At 69.2% G+C, this 22,098-nt stretch carries 17 protein-coding genes; 7 read left to right on the top strand and 10 right to left on the bottom strand.

The annotated features are described in order from the left end of the window. Positions 1 to 470: 470 nt before the first annotated feature. From glgP to ACWF7A_RS37235, 3 genes are all read right to left on the bottom strand, one after another. Positions 471 to 3,059, bottom strand: coding sequence for an alpha-glucan family phosphorylase (gene glgP, locus ACWF7A_RS37245; protein ID WP_452255201.1), 2,589 nt, complete (start codon positions 3,057 to 3,059; stop codon positions 471 to 473). A 104-nt stretch (positions 3,060 to 3,163) separates the two neighbouring features. Beyond that, positions 3,164 to 4,456: a serine/threonine-protein kinase gene (locus tag ACWF7A_RS37240; RefSeq protein WP_452255200.1), complete on the bottom strand. Its 1,293-nt coding sequence runs from the start codon at positions 4,454 to 4,456 to the stop codon at positions 3,164 to 3,166. A 73-nt stretch (positions 4,457 to 4,529) separates the two neighbouring features. Then, entirely contained in the window at positions 4,530 to 6,116 is a 1,587-nt protein-coding gene (locus ACWF7A_RS37235) for a protein kinase domain-containing protein (RefSeq protein ID WP_452255199.1), read from the bottom strand. Between the two features lie 242 nt (positions 6,117 to 6,358). On the opposite strand from ACWF7A_RS37235, the gene ACWF7A_RS37230 reads away from it, so the two are divergent. From ACWF7A_RS37230 to glgB, 4 genes are read left to right on the top strand one after another with little or no spacing between them, the layout of a single operon-like run. Continuing rightward, complete coding sequence (locus ACWF7A_RS37230; RefSeq protein WP_452255198.1) at positions 6,359 to 8,335, top strand: alpha-1,4-glucan--maltose-1-phosphate maltosyltransferase; 1,977 nt, start codon at positions 6,359 to 6,361, stop codon at positions 8,333 to 8,335. Between the two features lie 49 nt (positions 8,336 to 8,384). Continuing rightward, on the top strand, positions 8,385 to 10,190 hold the full coding sequence (gene treS / locus ACWF7A_RS37225; RefSeq protein ID WP_452255197.1) for a maltose alpha-D-glucosyltransferase: 1,806 nt from the start codon (positions 8,385 to 8,387) through the stop codon (positions 10,188 to 10,190). A gap of 8 nt (positions 10,191 to 10,198) precedes the next feature. Further along, positions 10,199 to 11,509 carry a maltokinase N-terminal cap-like domain-containing protein gene (locus ACWF7A_RS37220; protein WP_452255196.1) on the top strand — a complete coding sequence of 437 codons (1,311 nt, stop codon included), beginning with the start codon at positions 10,199 to 10,201 and terminating at the stop codon, positions 11,507 to 11,509. Positions 11,510 to 11,513: 4 nt separating this feature from the next. Continuing rightward, on the top strand, positions 11,514 to 13,688 hold the full coding sequence (gene glgB, locus ACWF7A_RS37215; protein WP_452255195.1) for a 1,4-alpha-glucan branching protein GlgB: 2,175 nt from the start codon (positions 11,514 to 11,516) through the stop codon (positions 13,686 to 13,688). Here glgB and ACWF7A_RS37210 read toward each other — a convergent pair. After that, positions 13,611 to 14,312 carry a DUF7850 domain-containing protein gene (locus ACWF7A_RS37210; protein WP_452255194.1) on the bottom strand — a complete coding sequence of 234 codons (702 nt, stop codon included), beginning with the start codon at positions 14,310 to 14,312 and terminating at the stop codon, positions 13,611 to 13,613. The genes glgB and ACWF7A_RS37210 overlap by 78 nt on opposite strands. Positions 14,313 to 14,445: 133 nt before the next feature. Here ACWF7A_RS37210 and ACWF7A_RS37205 point away from each other — a divergent pair, with 133 nt between their 5' ends. Next, positions 14,446 to 15,816, top strand: a complete 1,371-nt coding sequence (locus ACWF7A_RS37205) for a neutral zinc metallopeptidase (protein ID WP_452255193.1) — start codon at positions 14,446 to 14,448, stop codon at positions 15,814 to 15,816. Positions 15,817 to 15,869: 53 nt separating this feature from the next. Here ACWF7A_RS37205 and ACWF7A_RS37200 read toward each other — a convergent pair whose 3' ends face one another. From ACWF7A_RS37200 to ACWF7A_RS37190, 3 genes are read right to left on the bottom strand one after another with little or no spacing between them, the layout of a single operon-like run. Continuing rightward, positions 15,870 to 16,580 (bottom strand): hypothetical protein, encoded by a 711-nt coding sequence (locus tag ACWF7A_RS37200; RefSeq protein WP_452255192.1) that lies wholly within the window; start codon positions 16,578 to 16,580, stop codon positions 15,870 to 15,872. Continuing rightward, the gene (locus ACWF7A_RS37195; RefSeq protein WP_452255191.1) at positions 16,577 to 17,032 is read right to left on the bottom strand and encodes a DUF6114 domain-containing protein; all 456 of its coding nucleotides are present in this window, start codon (positions 17,030 to 17,032) and stop codon (positions 16,577 to 16,579) included. The genes ACWF7A_RS37200 and ACWF7A_RS37195 overlap by 4 nt, the downstream gene beginning before the upstream one ends. After that, positions 17,023 to 17,613 carry a DUF6230 family protein gene (locus ACWF7A_RS37190; RefSeq protein WP_452255190.1) on the bottom strand — a complete coding sequence of 197 codons (591 nt, stop codon included), beginning with the start codon at positions 17,611 to 17,613 and terminating at the stop codon, positions 17,023 to 17,025. The genes ACWF7A_RS37195 and ACWF7A_RS37190 overlap by 10 nt, the downstream gene beginning before the upstream one ends. A 181-nt stretch (positions 17,614 to 17,794) precedes the next feature. Here ACWF7A_RS37190 and ACWF7A_RS37185 point away from each other — a divergent pair, with 181 nt between their 5' ends. After that, positions 17,795 to 19,237: a neutral zinc metallopeptidase gene (locus tag ACWF7A_RS37185; RefSeq protein WP_452255189.1), complete on the top strand. Its 1,443-nt coding sequence runs from the start codon at positions 17,795 to 17,797 to the stop codon at positions 19,235 to 19,237. A 32-nt stretch (positions 19,238 to 19,269) separates the two neighbouring features. After that, positions 19,270 to 20,067: a helix-turn-helix domain-containing GNAT family N-acetyltransferase gene (locus ACWF7A_RS37180; protein ID WP_452255188.1), complete on the top strand. Its 798-nt coding sequence runs from the start codon at positions 19,270 to 19,272 to the stop codon at positions 20,065 to 20,067. A gap of 8 nt (positions 20,068 to 20,075) precedes the next feature. On the opposite strand, the gene ACWF7A_RS37175 is transcribed toward ACWF7A_RS37180, so the two are convergent. Genes ACWF7A_RS37175 through ACWF7A_RS37165 form a run of 3 tightly spaced genes read right to left on the bottom strand, consistent with a single transcriptional unit; the run spans position 20,076 to position 21,774 of the window. Next, positions 20,076 to 20,555, bottom strand: a complete 480-nt coding sequence (locus ACWF7A_RS37175) for a YbaB/EbfC family nucleoid-associated protein (protein ID WP_452255187.1) — start codon at positions 20,553 to 20,555, stop codon at positions 20,076 to 20,078. Beyond that, positions 20,552 to 21,490: a hypothetical protein gene (locus ACWF7A_RS37170; RefSeq protein WP_452255186.1), complete on the bottom strand. Its 939-nt coding sequence runs from the start codon at positions 21,488 to 21,490 to the stop codon at positions 20,552 to 20,554. The genes ACWF7A_RS37175 and ACWF7A_RS37170 overlap by 4 nt, the downstream gene beginning before the upstream one ends. Then, positions 21,487 to 21,774, bottom strand: a complete 288-nt coding sequence (locus tag ACWF7A_RS37165; protein ID WP_452255185.1) for a hypothetical protein — start codon at positions 21,772 to 21,774, stop codon at positions 21,487 to 21,489. Before ACWF7A_RS37165 ends, ACWF7A_RS37170 begins: the two co-directional genes overlap by 4 nt. Between the last annotated feature and the right edge of the window lie 324 nt (positions 21,775 to 22,098).

Below are 22,098 nucleotides of genomic sequence, written 5' to 3'. Positions count from 1 at the left end.
GGGGCAGGAGACTGCTGACGGTTTTCGTGAGTTTTCCGGCGAGGTCCGTGACGAGACCTGTGCACGCGGCTGGGAGTTCTGGCGCGGCGGGCGACGCACTGGCAGCCGGGATGGTCGAGGCGGTGAACAGAGCTGCAACGAGCGAGAGTGCGGTAATCGTTTTCTTCACGGCTACCTTCTTCCTCAATGCGCAATTCACTTGGAGCCACCCCGAGAAAAGCATCAGCGAATTCCGGAGCGGTTCATTCCATGCCATGGAGCGTATGCCCGCACACGTACCCCTACCAGCGGAGATCACGAATTCACCCGCTCGAAAAAGTGGTCATTCGTTTGAGGGAAGGGACTGAAGGGGTACACGCCTGGCGCTCACTACGAGCAGTGAACAGGCAACAAGGAAGACGAACACATCAGGGCATCCAGCCCGCCCTTCGAAGGCGAACCGGATGCCCTGAGTCCATCTCGTAAAGCGATCAACTAGCCAGAACGACCCTGCCGAGTTCCGCGGAGGTCGCCAGCAGGCCGTGCCGCGGCAGCACGCGCACCGTGTAGCCGAGCGCTCCGGCGTGCGGTAGCGGCACCTCGGCCTCGTAGTTGCCGTTACCCGCGTAGTTCATGGGCGCGGACACGATGTCCTTGAGCTCGTCGGAGTCGTGCGACACCTTGCCCAGCACGACCTGGACGTCCACTTCGGACGGCTCCAGCCCGGCCAGCTCGACGCGCGCCCGCACGATGACCGGCGCTCCGAGCACCGGCACCGAGGAACCGCTGATCACCAGGTCGCTGTCAAGCACTCGCACCCGCGTCCACGACGCGCGCAGCCGGTGCCGGTACGAGGAGAGCTCCTTGGCGCCCCGGTAGCCCTCGCCGATGACGTTCTGCGCGGACGCGGCGGCCGGCGCGTAGTACGTCTCGACGTACTCGCGGACCATGCGCGAGGCCTGCACGACCGGGCCGAGCGAGGCCAGGGTGTGCCGGACCATCGACATCCAGCGGGTCGGCACGCCGTCCTCGCCGCGGTCGTAGAACAGCGGCGCGACCTGCTGGCCGAGCAGCTCGTACAGCGCGTTGGCCTCCAGGTCGTCCCGGCGGACCGGGTCGTTGACGCCGTCCGCGGTCGGGATGGCCCAGCCGTTGGAGCCGTCGTACAGCTCGTCCCACCAACCGTCGCGAATGGACAGGTTGAGGCCGCCGTTGAGCGCCGCCTTCATGCCGGACGTGCCGCACGCTTCGAGGGGGCGCATCGGGTTGTTCAACCACACGTCGCAGCCCCAGTACAGGTACCGGGCCATGGACATGTCGTAGTCCGGCAGGAACACGATCCGGTGCCGCACGCCCGCCTCGTCGGCGTAGCGCACGATCTGCTGGATCAGCGCCTTGCCTCCGTCGTCGGCCGGGTGCGACTTGCCCGCCACGACGAGCTGCACGGGCCGTTCGGGGTGCAGCAGCAGCGAACGCAGCCGCTCCGGGTCGCGCAGCATCAACGTGAGGCGCTTGTACGTCGGCACGCGCCGTGCGAAGCCCACGGTCAGCACGTTCGGGTCGAACACGCTGTCGGTCCAGCCCAGTTCCAGTGCCGAGGCACCGCGCTGCAGCCACGACTCGCGCACCCGGCGGCGCACCTCGTCGACCAGGCGGCCGCGCAACGTCGACCGCAGCTCCCACAGCCCGGCGTCGGTGACCGGCTCGAACGCGCCGATGCCGAGGCCGTTGCCGGTGTGGCTGTCCGCCTCGGACGCGCCGAGCAGCTTGCTCATCTCGGTCGCGGCCCACGTCGGCCCGTGCACGCCGTTGGTGACCGAGCCGATCGGCACCTCGGTGGCGTCGAAGCCCGGCCAGAGGCCGCGGAACATGTCCCGGCTGACCTCACCGTGCAGTTTGGACACACCGTTCGCGCGCTGGGCGAGCCGCAGCCCCATGTGGGCCATGTTGAACATGCCGGGGTTGTCCTCGGCCCCGAGCGCGAGGATGCGCTGGGTGTTCACGCCCGGAACCAGGTTCTCGGCGCCGAAGTAGTGCTGGACCAGGTCGACCGGGAAGCGGTCGATGCCGGCGGGCACCGGCGTGTGCGTCGTGAAGACCGCACCGGCGCGGGAGGCCGTGAGCGCCTGGTCGAAGTCGAGGCCGTCGTTGGTGATGTACTCGCGGATCCGCTCGAGGCCGAGGAACCCGGCGTGGCCCTCGTTGGTGTGGAAGACCTCGGGCTGCGCGTGGCCGGTGAGCTCGCAGAACGTCCGCACGGCGCGCACGCCGCCGATGCCCGCGAGGATCTCCTGGCGGATGCGGTGGTTCTGGTCGCCGCCGTAGAGCCGGTCGGTGACGCCGCGCAGGTCCTCGTCGTTCTGCTCCACGTCGGAGTCGAGCAGCAACAGCGGGACGCGCCCGACCTGCGCCTTCCAGATCTTCGCGCGCAGCATCCGGTCCCCCGGCATGGCCACGTGCACGAGCAGCGGCAGCCCGGACGGCTCGGTCAGCAGCTCGAGCGGCAGGCCGCGCGGGTCGAGCGTCGGGTAGTGCTCGACCTGCCAGCCGTCGAGCGACAGCGACTGCCGGAAGTACCCGGAGCGGTAGAGCAGGCCGACCGCGATCAGCGGAACGCCCAGGTCGGAGGCCGCCTTGAGGTGGTCTCCGGCGAGGATGCCGAGACCTCCCGAGTAGTTCGGCAGCGCCTCGTGCACGCCGAACTCCATCGAGAAGTAGGCGACGCTCGTGGGCAGCGGTGTGTCGGGCGCCCCGTGCTCACGACGCTGGGTGATCTCGTCCTGGCGGCGCTGGTACCAGCGCGGACCCTGGACGTACCGCTCCAGATCACTCGCGAGCGCGTGGAGCTTGAGCAGGAACTGCTCGTCTCTCGCGAGGTGTTCCAGAATCCCCGCGTCGACGACGGAGAGCAGGCGCAACGGATCGCCACCCACCTCGGACCAGACGCGCGGGTCGATCGAGGCGAAGAGGTCCTGCGTGGGCGGGTGCCACGTCCAGCGCAGGTTGGTGGCGAGCGTGCTCAGCGCGGACAAGGGCTCCGGCAGGCTGGCTCGGACGGTGAACCGGCGAAGTGCTCGCATGACGAGCGAACTTACCTGCCACCCCTGAGTGCCTGACAACGTTCCCGGTCAGACCTGCAACGACTTGCAGAACCGGTCAAGACGCTCGAAGGCTCTGAGCAGCCTCAACCGCTCACTTCACGCGAGCTCGTGATGAGCAGCCTGCCGTCGCGGACCATCAGGTCGAGCCGGTGGCGCACGATCGACACGTCGTGCTCGGCCGCCCCCTGCTCGCGCAGCGTCAGGTCGATCTCGACGGCGTGGCGCCGGTCCTGCACGGTGCTGCTGACCACGGGTTCGCCGTAGATCGCGACGACCTCGTACCGCTTCCAGAACCGGTCGTCGTCGCCCGAGGCCGGCCGGAACTCGGCCGCCCAGTCCTCCCTGGCACCGGCCGCGTCGTGCGGCAGCTTGGCGAAGTGCTGCTTGACGAAGGCGTCCACGTCGGTGGCGGTGAGCTCCGCGACCTGTTGCGTCGTGCTCTGCGGCGTCGGGCCGGCGCCGGTGTCGGTGGCGGCCCGGTCGCGGTTCAGCACGAGCGAGGTGGTCACGACGGCCGCGGCGAACACCACCGCGGCGGCCGCGGCGACCAGGCCCCCGGTCCGGCGGCCCCCGGTGCCGGTGAGGGCGGCCAGCTCCCCGGCGGCCTCGGCGGCGGTCGGCCGGTCCGCCGGCTCGATCGCGAGCAGCCTGGTCAGCAGCGGCGTCAGGGGCCCGGACCGGGTGGGCGGCACGACCTGACCGGTCGAGATCTTGTAGAGCAGGCCGTAGTCGTTCTCGGTCCGCCCGAACGGCGGCTGCCCCTCGGTCATCGCGTAGAGCGTCGCCCCGAGCGAGAACATGTCCGCCGCGGGATCGGGTTCCGCGCCGCGGGCCAGCTCGGGCGCGAGGTAGGCGAGCGTGCCCGACAAGGCACCCGTCCGGGTGACCGACACGTCGCCCGCCGACCGGGAGATCCCGAAGTCCGTGATCTTGACGGTGCCGTTGTGCCCGATCAGGACGTTGCCGGGCTTGACGTCCCGGTGAACGATCCCCGCCTCGTGGGCGGCGGCGAGCGCGGCCACGACCTGCGTGCCGACCCGCACGGCCTCCTCGGGTGGCAGCGCGCCCTGCTCCTTGAGCACCGCCGACAGGCTGCGGGACGGCAGGTACTCCATGACCAGGCACGGCCGGCCGGCCTCGATCACGACGTCGAACACCCCGATGGCGTTCGGGTGGTGCAGCCGGGCGGCGATCCTGCCCTCGCGCATCGCCCGCAGGCAGGCCTCCTCGACCTGTCTCGGCGGCACGTCGGGCAGCAGGAGCTGTTTGATGACGACCTCGCGCTCCAGCAGCCCGTCGCGGGCCCGCCACACGACCCCCATCGCGCCGCTGCCGACGCGTTCGAGCAGTGCGTACCGATCGGCGACTGTCTGCACGGCTGCGCAGGCTACTGGCGGCGAGGGCACCGCAGGGCGGTTCCGCGGTTTTCGAAAGCCGCGCGGCGCCCCGTCAGTTCCTCTCCTCGCCGGTGATCAGCAGCTTCTCGCCCTTGCCCGAGACCGTGAGGACGTGTTCCGCGACCTTCGCCTCGTTCGACTCCTTGTCGGTCAGCTCCAGCGCCGTCGTGACGGTGAACGTGCCGTCGTCGTCGGCCTGGGTGAGCGGGCCCTCCTTGATCACGACCTTGGAGTACCTGCCCCAGAACGCCTTCTCGCCGGCCTCGCTGGGCGCCTGCTTCTGGTCCCAGTCGGCACGGGCTCCGGCGACGTTGCCCGGGAGCTTGCCGTAGTGCTGCTTCACGAACTGGGTGACCTGGGCCGGGGTGAACTTGGTGGCCGGCGGCTTCGAGGTCGTCGTCGGGGTCGGCTTCGACGACGGCGTCTGCTTCTCGGTCGTCTGCGTCGGGGCGTTGGTCGTCGGCTGCTCGTAGGTCTGCTCTTGGGTCTGCGAGGTGGTCTTCTGCGACGACGGGCCGGGGCTCCCCGTCTTGTCCTTGTCGCCGCCCATGTTGGCGATCGCGTAGATGACGCCGCCGACCAGGAGCACGCCGAGGATCGCGGCCGCGATCACGAGACCCCGGTTCTTCTTCTGCTCCGGTTCGGGCGCGTAGTCGTCGTAGTCGTCGTCGTAGGTCGCGGGCAACGGCGCGGGCGGACGGGTGCGGGGTGCCTGCTGGGTCGGCATCGGGCGCGGGGTCTGCGTGCCCGGACCCGCCGCCCCCATCACGGCGGTGCCGGCGGGCGGCGTCATCGGGCGCGGCGGGATCACGCGGGTGACCGGGACCGGGGCGCCGGACGCGATCGCCTTCAGCTCCTCGGCGGCCTGGGCGGCGGTCGGGCGCTGCGACGGCTCGTTCGCCAGCAGCCTCGTCAGCAGGCCCGTGAGCGGGCCCGAGCGCATCGGCGGGCGGGTCTCGCCGCGCGCGACCTTGTAGAGCAGGCCCAGGTCGTTCGTGCTCTTGCCGAACGGCGGCTCGCCCTCGGTCATCGCGTAGATCGTCGCGCCGAGCGAGAACACGTCCGAGGGCGGCGCGGGCTCGGCACCGCGGGCCAGCTCCGGCGCCAGGTACGCGGGCGTGCCGGCGAGCATGCCGGTCTTCGTCACGGCCACATCGCCCAAAGCTCGCGAAATGCCGAAGTCGGTGATCTTCACCGTGCCGTCGCGTCCAATGAGGACGTTGCCGGGCTTGATGTCGCGGTGCACGATGCCGGCGCTGTGGGCGGCGGCCAGCGCGGCGGCGGCCAGCGAGCCGATCCGCGCGGCCTCCATCGGCGCCATGGTGCCGCGGTCCGACAGGATCGACGAGAGGTTGCGGGACGGCAAATACTCCATGACGAGACAGGGCTTGCCGTCGTCCTCGACCACGACGTCGTAGACGGCGATCGCGTTCGGGTGCTGCAGACGTGCGGCGATGCGGCCTTCACGCATGGCGCGCTGCACGGCCTCGTGGAACTCGTTCGACTCGACATCGTTGAGAAGCAGCTGCTTGACCGCAACATCACGGTGCAGGAACTCGTCGCGTGCCCGCCACACGACACCCATGGCACCGGCGCCGAGCTGATCGAGCAGGACGTAGCGACCGCCAAGCTTGTTCACGCGCGCACGGTACCCGTAGCGCGTGCGTAACACGGTGAGTTGTACGCGAAGAGTCCAATGAAGAAGACACCGAATGCCGGGAACGTGGACAGAAGCCCCTGGACACGATCCGCGCTCGAGGTGTGCGATCGACGGTGTCGGGGTACGGATCTAGATGGGGTAACCCGCTGTAGGACGGCTTGATCGAGCAAGGCAGGATTTGACGCATCAAAGAGAAGCGATACGGCGGAAGGGCGCTGCCGATGAGCGGACGGCTCGGTATCGACGACGTGACCCCGGTGGTGTCGGCTGGCAGGTATCCAGCCAAAGCCGTTGTGGGAGAACACATTCCGGTCCAAGCGACGGTGTGGCGCGAGGGGCACGACAAACTCGCGGCGACGGTGAGCTGGCGCGGGCCGAACGACCGAGTCGCCCGTCAGACGCGCATGCACGAGGTCGGGATCGGCCTCGACCGGTGGGGCGCGACGGTGGTTCCGGACCTCGAAGGCGCCTGGACCTTCAGAATCGATGCGTGGAGTGACCCCTGGGCCACCTGGAACCACGCCGTTGAGGTGAAGATCGCGGCGGGCCAGGGGGCCGGTGATCTCGCAAATGACCTTGAAATCGGGGCCTCGCTACTCGATCGAGTGGCAAGGCGACCCGATAGGCGACAAGAGCGAGCACTTCTCACGTCTGCCGCCGAGGCCCTGCGCGACACGGACCGGCCGCTGACCGAGCGCGTCGCCCCCGCCCTCGCCGCCGACGTGCAGAAGGTGATGTTCGAGCACCCCGTGCGCGAGCTGATCACCAAGGGCAAGACCCACAAGATCTGGTGCGACCGCAAGAAGGCCGCCTTCGGGTCCTGGTACGAGTTCTTCCCGCGCAGCACCGGCGGGATCGACGAGACCGGCCAGGCCGTGCACGGCACGTTCGCCACGGCGACCAAGGAGCTCGACCGGGTCGCGGCGATGGGCTTCGACGTCGTCTACTTCCCGCCGATCCACCCCATCGGCCGGGTCAACCGCAAGGGCCCCAACAACACGCTCGTCGCGACACCCGAGGACACGGGATCACCGTGGGCCATCGGCGCGGACGAGGGCGGGCACGACGCGATCCACCCGCAGCTCGGCACGATCGAGGACTTCGACGCGCTCGTCGAACGCGCCAAAGACCTCGGCCTGGAGGTCGCTCTCGACTTCGCGCTGCAGTGCGCGCCCGACCACCCGTGGGTGCTCAAGCACCCGGAGTGGTTCACGCAGCTGCCCGACGGCACGATCGCGTACGCCGAGAACCCGCCCAAGAAGTACCAGGACATCTACCCGATCAACTTCGACCTCGACCCGCAGGGCCTCTACCACGAGGTGCTGCGCGTGGTCCTCTTCTGGGCCGAGCACGGGGTGCGCATCTTCCGGGTCGACAACCCGCACACCAAGCCGCCGGACTTCTGGCAGTGGCTGATCTGGAAGGTGAAGGAGGTCTACCCGGACACGCTGTTCCTGGCGGAGGCCTTCACCCGGCCGGCCCGGCTCTACGGCCTCGCCAAGCTCGGCTTCACCCAGTCCTACACGTACTTCACGTGGCGGACGGGCAAGCAGGAGCTGATCGAGTTCGGTGAGGACGTCCGCGACCACTGGGACGAGGCGCGGCCGAACCTCTTCGTGAACACGCCGGACATCCTGCACGAGTCGCTGCAGCACGGCGGTCCCGGCATGTTCGGGCTCCGCGCGGCCCTCGCGGCCACGCTCTCCCCCACCTGGGGCGTGTACAGCGGCTACGAGCTGTTCGAGCACGAGGCCGTCAAGCCCGGCAGCGAGGAGTACCTCAACTCCGAGAAGTACCAGCTGCGGCCGCGCGACTACGCCCGTGCACTGGCGGACGGACGCAGCCTCGAACCGTGGCTGCGCAAGCTGAACCACATCCGCAAGGCGCATCCGGCGCTGCAGCAGATGCGCACGCTGAAGTTCCAGAACATCGAGAACGACGCGTTGGTCGCCTTCTCCAAGCGCGACCCGGAGTCCGGCGACACGGTCGTGGTCGTCGTCAGCCTCGACCCGCACAACGCGCAGGAGGGGACGCTGTACCTCGACCTGCCCGAGCTCGGGTTCGACTGGCACGAGCGCGTGATCGCGCACGACGAGGTCACCGGCGAGACGTGGGACTGGGGTCAGGCGAACTACGTCCGCCTCGAACCGTGGCGTGCCACCGCGCACGTCGTCAGCCTGCAACGACGTTTTTCCTAGGGCACGCTTCAGCCTGCTCAACCGCACAACCCCCGACGAGGTGGGAACCATGGACGACTCCCGTCCCGACGCTGCGCTCGGGCTGGACGGTGTTCCGCACACCGGCGAAGCCATCGACGAAGACGGCATGCTGGTCGAGCCGCAGGCCGAGGACTACAGGTCCGCGAGGCAGGCCAAACCGAACCCGGACTGGTACAAGGGCGCGGTCTTCTACGAGGTCCTGGTCCGGGCCTTCAGCGACTCCAACGGTGACGGCACGGGCGACCTCAGAGGCCTCGCCTCGCGCCTCGACTACCTGGAGTGGCTGGGCGTCGACTGCCTCTGGCTGCCGCCGTTCTACGCCTCGCCGTTGCGCGACGGCGGGTACGACATCAGCGACTTCCGCGCGGTGCTGCCGGAGTTCGGCACCGTCGAGGACTTCGTGTACCTGCTGGAGGAAGCGCACCGGCGCGGCATCCGGGTGATCACGGACCTGGTGCTCAACCACACCAGCGACGCGCACCCGTGGTTCCAGGAGTCGCGGCAGAACCCGGACGGCCCGTACGGCGACTACTACGTGTGGAGCGACGACGACTCGCGCTACAGCGACGCGCGGATCATCTTCGTCGACACGGAGACGTCGAACTGGACGTACGACCCGGTGCGCGGGCAGTTCTTCTGGCACCGCTTCTTCAGCCACCAGCCGGACCTCAACTACGAGAACCCGGACGTGCAGGAGGCGATGCTCGACACGCTGCGGTTCTGGCTCGACCTCGGCATCGACGGCTTCCGCCTCGACGCCGTGCCGTACCTCTTCGAGGAAGAGGGCACGATCTGCGAGAACCTGCCGCGCACGCACGAGTTCCTCAAGCGGTGCCGCAAGGTCGTCGACGACGAGTTCCCCGGCCGGGTCCTGCTCGCCGAGGCGAACCAGTGGCCGTCCGACGTCGTCGAGTACTTCGGTGACCAGGCCGTCGGCGGCGACGAGTGCCACATGGCGTTCCACTTCCCGCTGATGCCGCGGATCTTCATGGCGGTGCGGCGCGAGTCGCGGTTCCCGATCTCGGAGATCCTGGCGCAGACGCCGTCGATCCCGGAGAACGCCCAGTGGGGCATCTTCCTGCGCAACCACGACGAGCTCACGCTCGAGATGGTCAGCGACGAAGAGCGCGACTACATGTACTCCGAGTACGCCAAGGACCCGCGGATGAAGGCGAACATCGGCATCCGCCGACGGCTCGCCCCGCTGCTGGAGAACGACCGCAACCAGCACGAACTGTTCACCGCGCTGTTGCTCTCGCTGCCCGGATCGCCGGTCCTCTACTACGGCGACGAGATCGGCATGGGCGACAACATCTGGCTGCAGGACCGCGACGCCGTCCGAACGCCGATGCAGTGGACCCCGGACCGCAACGCGGGCTTCTCGAGCTGCGACCCCGGCCGGATCTACCTGCCGGTGATCATGGACCCGGTCTACGGCTACCAGGGCCTCAACGTCGAGGCGCAGCTGAACAGCTCGACGTCGTTGCTCAACTGGACGCGGCACATGATCGAGGTGCGCAAGCAGCACCACGCGTTCGCCGAGGGCGACTTCACCGAGCTCGGTGGCTCGAACCCGAGCGTGCTCGCCTTCAAGCGGCAGTGGAAGCGGCCGGACGGGCGCGAGGACATCGTGCTGTGCATCAACAACCTGTCCCGCTTCCCGCAACCCGTCGAGCTGGACCTCTCCGAGCACCGCGACTACACGCCGACGGAGCTCACCGGAGGTGTCAAATTCCCCGCGATCGGGGAACTCCCGTACCTGCTGACCCTCCCGGGTCACGGTTTCTACTGGTTCCAGCTGGTAGAGGCGGGCGACGACAGCGAGATGAGGTGAATCGCGGCGTGACCGATCCCCACGAGCTCGTCGACAAGCTTGTCGCCTCACTGCCCGATCTGCTCCCGGCCGCACGGTGGTTCGGGGGCAAGGACAAGCCGATCACGGCCGTCCGTCCCCTGAGGACGACGGTGGTGGACGGTGACCTGGTGCACGTGGTGTTCGAGGTGGAACAGCCCGGCCGCACCGAGAACTACCAGGGCGCGCTGAGCCTGAGCACCGGTGAGTGGGACGTGCTGCTCGACCCCGAGCACAACGGGGTCCTGCTCGACCGGATCGCGTCCGGGCACGAGGTCGACGGCATCACGTTCGCGCACGAACCCGGCACGGAGCTGCGGTCGGGCCTGCGCGGACGGCCGATCGGCGTCGAGCAGTCCAACACGTCCCTGATCTACGGCCAGCAGTACATCCTCAAGATCTTCCGCAAGCTCGCGAACGGCGAGAACCGCGACCTGACGATGCACCGCGCGTTGCGCTCGGTCGGCTGCGAGCACATCGCGCTGCCGCTGGGCTCGATCTCCACGGTGCTCGACGACCAGCAGGTCACCCTCGCGATGCTGCAGGAGTTCCTGCCGGACGCGGTCGAGGGCTGGGACATGGCCAAGACCTCGGTGCGCGACCTGATGGCCGAGGCCGACCTGCACGCGTTCGAGGTGGGCGGCGACTTCGCCGGCGAGGCGCAACGCCTGGGCCACGCGGTCGCGAAGGTGCACGCCGACCTGGCCGAGGCACTGGGCACCCGCATCGCCGACGACGACGCGATCTCCCGCGCCATCGAGGGCATGCAACGGCGCCTCGGCGTCGTGCTGGAGTCGGTGCCGGAGCTGGGCCGCCACGAGGAGCCGTTGCGCGCCGCGTTCGAGGAGGCGCGCGAGCACATCGGAGCGATCCCGATCCAGCACATCCACGGCGACCTGCACCTCGGTCAGGTGCTGCGGACCGTGCACGGCTGGCTGCTGATCGACTTCGAGGGCGAGCCGGCGGCGAAGGTCGAGGACCGTCTCGCGCTGCGGTCGCCGTTGCGCGACGTGGCGGGGATGCTGAGGTCGTTCGACTACGCGGCACGGCAGCTGCTCGTCGGTCAGCCCGACGACGACCAGCTCGCCTACCGCGCGATGGAGTGGACCAAGCGCAACCGGGCCGCGTTCTGCGACGGGTACGCCGAGGTGGCGGGCGACCCGCGCGACCACGCGCACCTGCTGCGCGCTTTCGAGCTGGACAAGGCGGTCTACGAGGTCGCTTACGAACACGCCAACAGGCCGGAGTGGTTGACGGTTCCGCTGTCGTCGATCGCCCGGATGACTTCTGGAGGAGAGTAAAGCCGTGAAGGCCGACCTGGACCGACTCCTGTCAGGTGCGCACCACGACCCGCACTCGGTGCTGGGTGTGCACTCCGTCGGCGACCAGGTGATCGCGCGGGCCCTGCGCCCCGGCGCGACGTCGGTCGCGGTGGCGTGGGGTGACAAGCAGGTCGAGCTGCCCCGCATCGCCGACGCGCTGTTCGAGGGCGAGCTGCCCGAGGCGCCCGGCGACTACCGGCTGCTGGTCACGTACAACGGCGGGCCGGCGGTCGAGGTCGACGACCCGTACCGGTGGCTGCCGACCGTGGGCGAGCTGGACCTGCACCTGATCGGCGAGGGCCGGCACGAACGGCTCTGGGACGTCCTCGGGGCGCACGTCCGCTCGTACGAGACGGCGTCCGGTGACGTCACCGGTGTCTCGTTCGCGGTGTGGGCGCCGAACGCCCGCGGTGTGCGCGTGACGGGTGACTTCGACGGCTGGGACGGGCGCGCGAACCCGTTGCGCTCCATGGGTTCCAGCGGTGTGTGGGAGGTCTTCCTGCCGAACGTCGTGGCGGGGTCGCGGTACAAGTTCCGCATCCTCGGCCAGGACGGGATCTGGCACGAGAAGGCCGACCCGATGGCGTTCGCCACGGAGGTGCCGCCGCAGACGGCCTCGGTCGTCACGCGGTCCGAGTACCAGTGGCAGGACGCGGAGTGGGAGGCCCGGCGCGAGGCCACGAACTGGGCGAACGCGCCGATGTCGACCTACGAGGTGCACCTCGGCTCGTGGAAGCCGGGGCTCGGGTACCGCGAGCTGGCGACCGAGCTCGCGGACTACTGCGAGGACATGGGCTTCACGCACATCGAGATGCTGCCGGTGGCCGAGCACCCGTTCGGTGGCTCGTGGGGCTACCAGGTGACGTCGTACTACGCGCCGACCTCGCGGTTCGGGTCGCCGGACGACTTCCGGTACTTCGTCGACACGCTGCACCAGCGCGGCATCGGCGTGCTGGTCGACTGGGTGCCCGCGCACTTCCCGAAGGACGCCTGGGCGCTCGCGAAGTTCGACGGCACGCCTCTGTACGAGCACGCCGACCCGCGCCGCGGTGAGCAGCTCGACTGGGGCACGTACGTCTTCGACTTCGGGCGCAACGAGGTCCGGAACTTCCTGGTGGCGAACGCGCTGTACTGGATCGAGGAGTTCCACCTCGACGGTCTGCGCGTGGACGCCGTCGCGTCGATGCTCTACCTCGACTACTCGCGGCCCGAGGGGCAGTGGCTGCCCAACGAGTTCGGTGGCCGGGAGAACCTCGACGCGGTGCGGTTCCTGCAGGAGCTGAACGCGACGGTCTACAAGCGGCACCCCGGCGTGGTCATGATCGCCGAGGAGTCGACGGCGTGGCCGGGTGTCACGCGGCCGACGCACCTGGGCGGCCTCGGGTTCGGCTTCAAGTGGAACATGGGCTGGATGCACGACTCGCTGCACTACCTGTCGCGCGAGCCGATCCACCGCTCGTTCCACCACAACGAGATGACGTTCTCGCTGGTGTACGCGTGGAGTGAGAACTTCGTGCTGCCGCTCTCGCACGACGAGGTGGTGCACGGCAAGGGCTCGCTGTGGCAGCGGATGCCGGGCGACGACTGGAACAAGGCCGCGGGTGTGCGGTCGCTGCTGGCGTTCATGTGGGCGCATCCGGGCAAGCAGCTGCTGTTCATGGGCGGCGAGTTCGGGCAGCGGCAGGAGTGGTCGGAGTCGCGGTCGCTCGACTGGCACCTCGTCGAGCAGGAGCCGCTGCACCAGGGCATCCAGTCGCTGATGCGGGACCTGAACTCGGTGTACAAGACGGCGGCGGCGCTGTTCAGCCACGACGTCACGCCGGAGGGGTTCCAGTGGATCGACGCGAACGACTCCGCGGGCAACGTGCTGTCGTTCCTGCGGGTCGGTGAGGACGGCTCGACGCTCGCCTGCGTGGCGAACTTCTCGGGCTCGCCGCACCACGACTACCGCGTGGGCCTGCCGTCCGCCGGGCGGTGGAAGGAGCTCGTGAACACCGACGCCGCGCACTACGGCGGGTCGGGCGTGGGCAACCTCGGTGGTGTCGAGGCCGAGGCCAGGCCGTGGCACGGGCGGCCGTACTCAGCGCTCCTGCAGCTGCCGCCCTCCGGTGTGCTGTGGCTGGTGCCGGATCCGGCGACCGAGATCGAGACGCTCTGACCTGTCCGGCAGCGCTCCGTTCCAGTAGAGCGCGCCGGACACCGTCACGGTGACGGGGGTGGTGCGGGCACACGTCCGCACCACCGCTTCGTCGTCCAGGTCGAACGGCGCCGGATCGCCGCAGCCGGTGACCTTCAGGCCGGTGAGCGGTTCGCTGCCGGTGTTGGTGACGGTGACCTTCCACGTCTCCGGGCCGGCTTCGAGCTCCATCCCGTAGGCGGACACCCGGAGGAACACGCAGTCCCAGCGGATCTCCGTGGTCGTGGTGGCGAAGAACTGCACAGTGGCGGCGTCACGCGGTGCGACCACGCCGTAACTGTTCTGGCGCCTCGGTTCCCTGGTAGTCGGCCGGAGCGCGTAGGTCCGTCCGGTCTGGACGCCGGCTCGGTCGAGGAACCGCAGCCCGGTGGCCGTCCCGGGTCCCGGCCGGCGGCTCCCCGCCCACACGGACAGGTCGTAGACACCGCCCGGGACCGCGTCCAGCGTCGAGTGCGCGGTGCCAGGCCCGGTGATCATGCCCACGCGCGGCTCCGGGGCGATGCCCCCGGTGCAACCGGGCATGGTCGGATCGGCCCCCGTCGGAGGGCCCAGAAGCAGCAACAGGGCGCAGAACACATCGCGCACGAAGGGAAATGTAAGTCGATCGGGCGACTCCAGCCCGGTGAACCTGATCAGGCCGCCGCACGTTGCCCCTTGTATGCGCCTGACTTGGACGACAAGGACGCCCCCAGAGCCGGCCGGCAGGCACAATGGTTCCATGCGGCACAAGAGCATCGCGCTGATCGTCGTCACCGCCCTGCTTGCCGCAGGGTGCACAGCCCAGATCCCGGGGCGTCCCCGTGCCGCCAAGGTGGTGAAGAAAGAGGCGTCGACCACCACCATCCAGGTGCGCGGGACGGACAACGGGCCGATCGACAAGCTCGCCGCCACCGCGCTGACGGACATCGACGAGTTCTGGAAGGACTCGTCCCAGCAGACCTTCGGCAAGGCCTGGAAGCCGCTGAGCGGCGGTTACTTCTCGGTCGACACGGCCGACGCGGGCGCGAAGCCGCCGCCGTGCACCCAGAAGGCCTCCGACGTGGAGGGCAACGCGTTCTACTGCCCGGCCGCCGACGCCATCGCGTGGGACCGGGCGTCGCTGCTGCCGGTGCTGCAGGACCGCTTCGGCGAGGCGGCCGTGGTCGTCGTCCTCGCGCACGAGGTCGGCCACGCCGTGCAGAACCGCATGGGCATCACGCCCGAGGCCGAGCGCCGCGAGCCGGAGAAGTACCCGACGATCCTCACCGAGGCCCAGGCCGACTGCTTCGCGGGCGCGTTCATCCGCAACGTGGCGGACGGCAAGTCGGAGCGCCTCGACATCAACGCGGACGCCCTGGACAAGGCCCTGGGCGCGCTGATCACGTTCCGCGACCCGGTCGGCACCTCGCCGGAGGACGAGCAGGCGCACGGCAGCGCGTTCGACCGCGTGGCGGCGTTCCAGGACGGCTACGAGCAGGGCACGAAGTTCTGCGCGCAGATGTCGGTGCAGAACCGCCAGTTCACGCAGCGCGCGTTCACCAGCGTCAAGGACCGCGCGAACGGCGGCAACCTGCCGTTCGACGACATGCTCGAGGCCGTCACGCCCGACCTCGACGGCTTCTTCAAGAACCTCGCGACGACCGCGGGCAAGACCTGGCCGTCGCCGCGCGCCGAGGCGTCCCAGACCGAGCCGGACTGCTCCGGTGACCAGGGCCCGGTCGCGTACTGCCCGGCGGACAAGACGATCAAGATCGACACGAAGGACGAGCTTCCCGCCCTGCACAAGGACGAGGGCGACTACGCGACGGGCACGCTGATCGCCACCAGGTACGCGATGGCCGAGCTCGCCGTGCTGGGCAAGCCGATCGAGGGCGAGGGCGCCTCCGCGGCGGCGTTGTGCCTGGCCGGGGCGTACACGGGCGCGGTGTTCCAGCGGCAGGACGGGTTCGGGCTGTCGCCGGGCGACTTCGACGAGGCCGTGACGGTGTTGCTGAAGTACGACTACGCGGCGCGGGACTCGAAGGGGAAGAACCCGGTGGATCCCGGGTTCGAGCGAGTGGCCAAGTTCCGCGAGGGCGTGTTCGAGGGCGCGAAGAAGTGCGGCGTCTGACGTCGTAGCGGAACGAGCGGAAGCCCGCACCGGCTCGAGGCCTGGTGCGGGCTTCAGCGTCTTTCGACCGGCGCCTGGTCGGACACCACGGAGATCCGTGCGCCCGGGATCCTCAGCGTTCCGCCGATCAGGTCCGTGTTGCGCACCGTGACCTCGGTGAAGGTCGCGAACGGCACGTTCAGCGGCGGTGGGTGCGCCGCCGTGTAGTCCACCGGGATCTTGATCCCGAGGATGTCCAGGTTGCCCTTGAGCTGGACCGTGAACAGCTCGATGCGCCCCGGTGACACCGTCGACGTGCTGCCCGGCCGCGCCGCGGTGACCAGCCTGACGCCCGGCGAGATCTCGCCCGACTGCACCAGGTCCTTGATCTTCATGTCGTTCGCGGTGAACTTCAGGACCTTGATGACCTGCCCGTTCACCAGCGAGTCGACGATCCCGACGAAGTTGAGGCCGCCCAGGTCGAGGCGGGACGCCGTCAGGGTCCACTCCCTGCCTCCCGACGCCACCGGGGCAGGGGCCGGTGGCGGGGGCGCCGGCGTCGAGGACGGCTGCGAGCCGGTCGGTTCGGCCGGCACGGAGGACGACGACACCGGCGGTGGGGTGGCACTGGTGCTCGACACGGGTGGCGGCTCCGACGTGGTGCTGGTCGGAGCCGGTGAGCTGCTGCCGGGACCGGACGACGGCTCCGGTTCGGTGCTCGACGGCGGTTGCAGCGCCAGCACCGCGACCATCGCCACGGCGGTCAGCGGCTGTGTTCGCATCATGTGGGTTGAACCCTCTGGGTCGTCTCCGGCTCTGGTTCCGCGTTCTCCTCCCGTGCCTTCTTCGACCCCTTCGCCTCCTTCGGCTTCTTCGGCTCGGTCGTCCACGCCACGGCGAGCGCGCCGCCGAGCAGGCTCAGGATGGTGCCGATCAGGAATCCGCCGAGGTTGGTCACGACGATCGCGACCAGCGACAGCAGCACCGTGACGATGCCCGCCGCCAGCCGGAACCTGGGTTGCAGCCACAACGTGACCGCGCTGATCCCCAGCAGCACGCCGATCAGCAGCGCGGACACGCCGCCGAGCGTCTGGATGGAGACCATCATGTCGCCGAACTTCAGGGTGGCGAACGGCGGGAAGATGATGACGAGTGCGCCAAGGGCAACGAAGAGACCGGCCCAGAAGGGCCGGCCACGTCGCCACGCGGTGAAGCCGCGCCAGAACTTCAGAAGCACTCGTTCTTCCCCTGGCGGATGGTCAGGTTCATGCCCTTGAACCAGATGGTGTGGGCCGTGGTTGCCCAGGCCGTCTGCTTGAGGTTGGTGATGTTCGCGTTGTCGGCCTGCAACCCGAACGAGCCCGGCAGACCCCGGAAGTTCTCCGGTCCCTTGCTGACCTTGTTCGCGTCGATCCCGATCTCGGGGGTGATCAGTTCCAGGTCACCGTTGAGGTCGGTGAGGCTGACGACCAGGTCCTTGGCCTTCATGCCCTCCACGCCGTCCGCGGTGATGCGCAACGTCACGTCACCGACGACCGGCATCTTGGCGACGAACACCGACTGGCAGAACTTGTCGAGGCTCGCCGTCCTGAAGGCGCTGAGCGCGACGACGTGCTGCTTGCCCGCACCACCCTCCACGCCGCCGAACTGGACGAATCCCTGACCCGTCAGTTTGTCGGCGGACACCTTGAAGTCGGTGCCGGACACCGCGAACGAGGCGGCCAGCGCTCCCTGGGACATGCCCGTGAGAAGCACACCGGCACCCACGGCACCGATCCCGAGCACCCCGACGAACCGTGCCCAGCGCGTTCTACCCATACCGCCGAACTCCTTCCACACTGAAGGCTTGCGAATCGGACTCTGGCCTCAGAAACCCAGACGGGACAACGGAAAGGAGACCGGTCAGTCTTGAAATCACCCCTGAGGGTGAGAGGTTTTCACGTTTGGCCGAAGGTACGTGCCGAACGGCCCAGAACCGCGCTTAGTAGGGTCTGACCTCATGGGATTCGGACGAATCGCCGTCGCGCTGGCCGTGACCGCTGCGTTGACCGCGTGCGCCACCGTGGTCGAGGGAGAGCCGAAGGGCGAGCGCCCCGACCCCACCAAGGTCGCGGGCCTGGAGATCTCCAACGGCCCGTCCGGCCCCAAGAAGGGCGTGCCCGACGCGGACCTGGGCGTCGAGAACGGCGACGGCGGCGAGATGGACCGACTGGCCATCAACACCCTCGCCGACGTGCAGGAGTTCTGGAAGGCCGAGTTCCCCACCTCGTTCAAGGGCAAGACGTTCGAGCCGGTGAAGCGCTTCATCTCCTACGACTCCAACGGCAAGGGCGTCGAGGTCTGCAAGCTCAACACCACCGGCATCGCGAACGCGTTCTACTGCGCCCTCGACGACAGCATCACGTGGGACCGGGGCGAGCTCCTCCCGATGCTCAAGGACTCCTTCGGCCCGATGGCCGTCGTCACCGTCCTGGCGCACGAGATGGGCCACGCGGTCCAGTACAAGCTCGGCCCGGCCTCGAACATCGGCGCGAACACCCCGTCGATCGTCAAGGAGCAGCAGGCCGACTGCTACACCGGCGTCTTCATGCGCTGGGTCGCCGAGAACAAGTCGAAGCACTTCGAGCTCTCCACCGGCGAGGGCCTGAACCAGGTGCTGCAGACGATGTTCTTCATCCGCGACAGCGCCGGCACCTCGTTCGAGAAGCAGGGCGCCCACGGCAGCGCGTTCGACCGCGTCTCGGCCTTCCAGTTCGGCTTCACCCGAGGCGCGGCCCGCTGCGCCGAGATCAACGAGGCCGAGATCGCCAAGCGGATCACCGAACGCCCCTTCGCCCTCGACGACGTCGACGAGGGCCAGGGCCGCGGCAACGCCAAGATCGACGAGGACAAGTACCAGCGGGCCCTCGAGGAGTCCCTGCGCGACGCCTACAAGTCGAGCGGCGCCGCGTTCCCCGCCTTCGACAGGTCGGGCATCAAGCCCTGCACCGACGCCCAGGCGACGTCACCGGCCTCCTACTGCCCCGCCCTGAACCAGATCCACCTGGACCTCCCGTCGCTGGTGAAGATCGGCACGCCCCCGAAGAAGGGCAGCAAGGGCGGCATCGGCGACTTCGCGGCGTTCGCCGTGATCGCGTCCCGCTTCTCCCTCTCCATCCAGCACGCGACGGGCTTCAAGCTGGACGACGACGCGGCGGGCCAGCGCACCGCGTGCCTGACCGGGGCCTGGGCGGGCCTGACGAACCGCCCCAACGCGGCGGCGGGCCTGCGCCTGTCCCCCGGAGACCTGGACGAGGCGGTGGCGGAGCTGCTGGTGGACGACAGCCTCATCGCGGCGGACGTCAACGGCAAGGCGGTCCCCTCGGGCTTCGCCCGCGTGGAGGCGTTCGGCGACGGCTTCTTCCGCGGCCTCTCGTTCTGCGTCAAGAAGTACTCGGTTTGATTCCTCCATCGACCCACGTCGATACTCAACCCGTGCTCACCGATGAAGCCGCGACCTACGCCTCGTGGTTCTCGACGCTGTCCGACCCGACCCGAGTCCGCCTGCTGCACCACGTGGCGTCGGCTTCGGGTCCCGTCACCGTCGGAGAACTGACGACCCTGCTGGGGGTGAGCCAGTCGACCTGCTCCCACCACGTCCGCAAACTGGCGGAGGTCGGCTTCCTCCACGTCCAGCGCGAGGGCACCACGACCCTCGTCACGGTCAACCCTGCCTGCTGCACGGGCCTCCCGCACGCGGCGGACGCGGTGATGGGCGCCCTCTCGAGCGGCACCGTGAACCCGGTCCCCGGCGTGACGATCCGCCCGATGACGGCGGCCGACTGGCCGGAGGTCCGCCGCATCTACGGCGAGGGCATCGCCTCGGGCAACGCCACGTTCGAGACGGAGGTCCCGGCCCGCAGGACCCTCGAGTCCAAGTGGCTACCGGACCACCGCTGGATCGCGCAGGTGGACGGCGCGATCGCGGGCTGGGCGGCGGCCGCACCGGTCTCGGCCCGCGAGTGCTACGCCGGCGTGGTCGAGACCTCGATCTACGTGGCCGACGCCTCCCAGGGCAGGGGCGTGGGCAAAACCCTGCTGCACCACCAGGTCTCGGCCGCGGACGCCGACGACCTGTGGACCCTGCAGGCCGTGATCTTCCCGGAGAACCGGGCCAGCATCGCGTTGCACCACAAGGCGGGCTTCCGCACGGTGGGCCTGCGCGAGCGCATCGCGCGGCACCACGGCGAGTGGCGCGACACCGTCCTTTTGGAACGACGCCGCGCCGGCTGACCGCACGGTCACCAGGGATCGTCCTTGAGCCAGCTGTCCGGAGGGCCTTCCTCGGCGCTGTCCCGGGCCCGCTTCACGGGTGCGCCGCCGCGCACGGGCAGCGCCAGCGTCACCGCCCCGACCTCGGGCGCGGGCAACAGGAACGGCGGCAGTGACCGGATCACGCCTTCGTTCTGCAGCCGCACGTAGACCTCGCGCACCTGGTTGCGCGCGTCGGCGGTGGCCTGGCGCACGACAGCGGTGATCGCGTGCGCCAGGTCCTCGTGCTTGGCCTGCCTCGTGAGGGGCGACAGGTCGAGCCGCAGCAGCAGCCCGGAGTGGTCGACGGTGGCGGCCACGTCACCGTGCTGGCTCCGCGCGGTGCCCCGGACCGCGGCGACCTGCTTCTCGGCCCACTCCTTCGCCTGGCCACGGCGATCGACCGCCGTGGCCCCCTCCTCGGACTGGGCGCGCAGCCGGGCCGCGCGCGCCTCCGCGTCCTCCGTCACAGCCCGGGCCTGGAAGGTCCGCTCTCCGGTTCCTTCGGCTCCTTCACCAGGTCGTCGTGGCTGATCGCGCCCGAGGGCTTGCGGCCGTCCTGGTGGAAGTCGTCGGGGTTGAAGCTGTCGTCGGTGACCAGGCTCGGCCGGGGCGGGTTGACCTCGGGCATCCCGGCGCCCGCCATGGTCGCGGCCACCGCCCGGAAGCCCATGGTGACCTTCTCCATCTGCCGGCGACCGGTCTCGAGGATGTCCTCGCCCTTCCCCGGCAACTTGCCGATGACCTCCTCCACGCTGCCCGCCTCGAGCACGGTCGCGTTGACGCCGGCCGCACCGGTCTGCAGCGCGTCACCGACCGCGAGGGTGGCGACGAACGCCGCGCCGGTCCCGGCGGTCACGGCCGCGACACCGATCGACGCCGCCGCGGACGCCAGGGTGATCATGATCTTGGCTTCCCTGACCTCGCCGGCCTCGACACCCTTCTGCGCGGTCTCGACCAGGGAGAGCACGTCGTCGCGGAAGCTCGTGATCGCCTTCTCGTAGGCCTGCATCGCGTACTTCGAGGCCCGCACGACGTCCCGCTTGCGGGCGAGCGCCCCCTCGATGCTCGGCTGGCCGCGCAGGTACGACCGGAAGCCGTCGGCGGCGTCGCCCTCCCAGTTCTCGAGGTAGAGGTCCATGTCGTTGAGGACGCCCTCGCAGAAGTCCTGGTCGATGTCGTCCGCGGCCTGGGACAGCAGCGAGATCTCCTCGTGCACGCCCGCGAGCGCCACCTCGACGTCGATGAAGCTGCCGAGCTTGGCGAAGAGCGCCTGGACGTCCTCCTTCGCCGTGGGGTAGCTCGCGTTCTCCTCCAGGTGGTCGGGGAGGAACCAGTCGTCCTGCTCGTCGAACTTCTTGCAGAAGTAGTCGGCGTGCTTGCGCATGTCACCGGCCCAGCTCACGAGAGGAACCCTCCGAACATCCGCTGCTGGTCGGAGTCCACCGCGATGTAGCGCTCGGCGACCTCGACCAGGGCCTCCTGGGCCAGGTGCAGGTTCTCCTCGTTCTTGGCGAACACGCCCAGCAGCATCGCGCGGGCGCCGGACCACTCGCGGTGCGCCTCGTAGACCTCCGCGTCCCCCGCGAACGCCCGGCCGTCGAGGTTCTCGGTCTGGGCCAGCTTGGTCCTGGCGGTGTGCGTGTGGTCGATGAGCTTGCCCATGTCGTGCGTCGCCGTGTGCTTCAAGCCCTCTGGTTCAGCGTGGAACCCCGCGCCCATCTCTCTCCCCTGGCGAGTTTCGGATGAATTCGAGGCGCCAGGCTATGTCAGCCGTTCGGGTGAAGATCGCGCGGTGTGGATGTCAGCGAAGTGTCAGCGGACGCTGCCAAACTGAGCTGTTCCGAGCCTCCTGACATGCGAAAACAACGCCTGACAACCGCGATGCCGAAGGCGAGCCGTCTTTAGCAAAAGCTAGGGGCGGTGGGGTCCCATCACGAGTCGCGCCATAGCTCTTGCTGCATGCCTGAGGGGGTGTCAAGCGGACACGCTTTTCGTCCGCTTGACACCCCC

It is taken from the genome of Lentzea sp. NPDC055074 (assembly GCF_053608005.1).
Note: the sequence above shows the minus strand (reverse complement) of the source record. Positions and strands in the feature narration are given on the sequence as shown.

Bases quoted from the DNA above. Each gene is read 5' to 3' on its own strand.
- ACWF7A_RS37200 (WP_452255192.1), bottom strand. From the start codon at position 16,580: ATGATGCGAACACAGCCGCTGACCGCCGTGGCGATGGTCGCGGTGCTG.
- ACWF7A_RS37185 (WP_452255189.1), top strand. From the start codon at position 17,795: ATGGGATTCGGACGAATCGCCGTCGCGCTGGCCGTGACCGCTGCGTTG.
- ACWF7A_RS37230 (WP_452255198.1), top strand. From the start codon at position 6,359: ATGAGCGGACGGCTCGGTATCGACGACGTGACCCCGGTGGTGTCGGCT.
- ACWF7A_RS37205 (WP_452255193.1), top strand. From the start codon at position 14,446: ATGCGGCACAAGAGCATCGCGCTGATCGTCGTCACCGCCCTGCTTGCC.
- glgP (WP_452255201.1), bottom strand. From the start codon at position 3,059: ATGCGAGCACTTCGCCGGTTCACCGTCCGAGCCAGCCTGCCGGAGCCC.
- treS (WP_452255197.1), top strand. From the start codon at position 8,385: ATGGACGACTCCCGTCCCGACGCTGCGCTCGGGCTGGACGGTGTTCCG.
- ACWF7A_RS37190 (WP_452255190.1), bottom strand. From the start codon at position 17,613: ATGGGTAGAACGCGCTGGGCACGGTTCGTCGGGGTGCTCGGGATCGGT.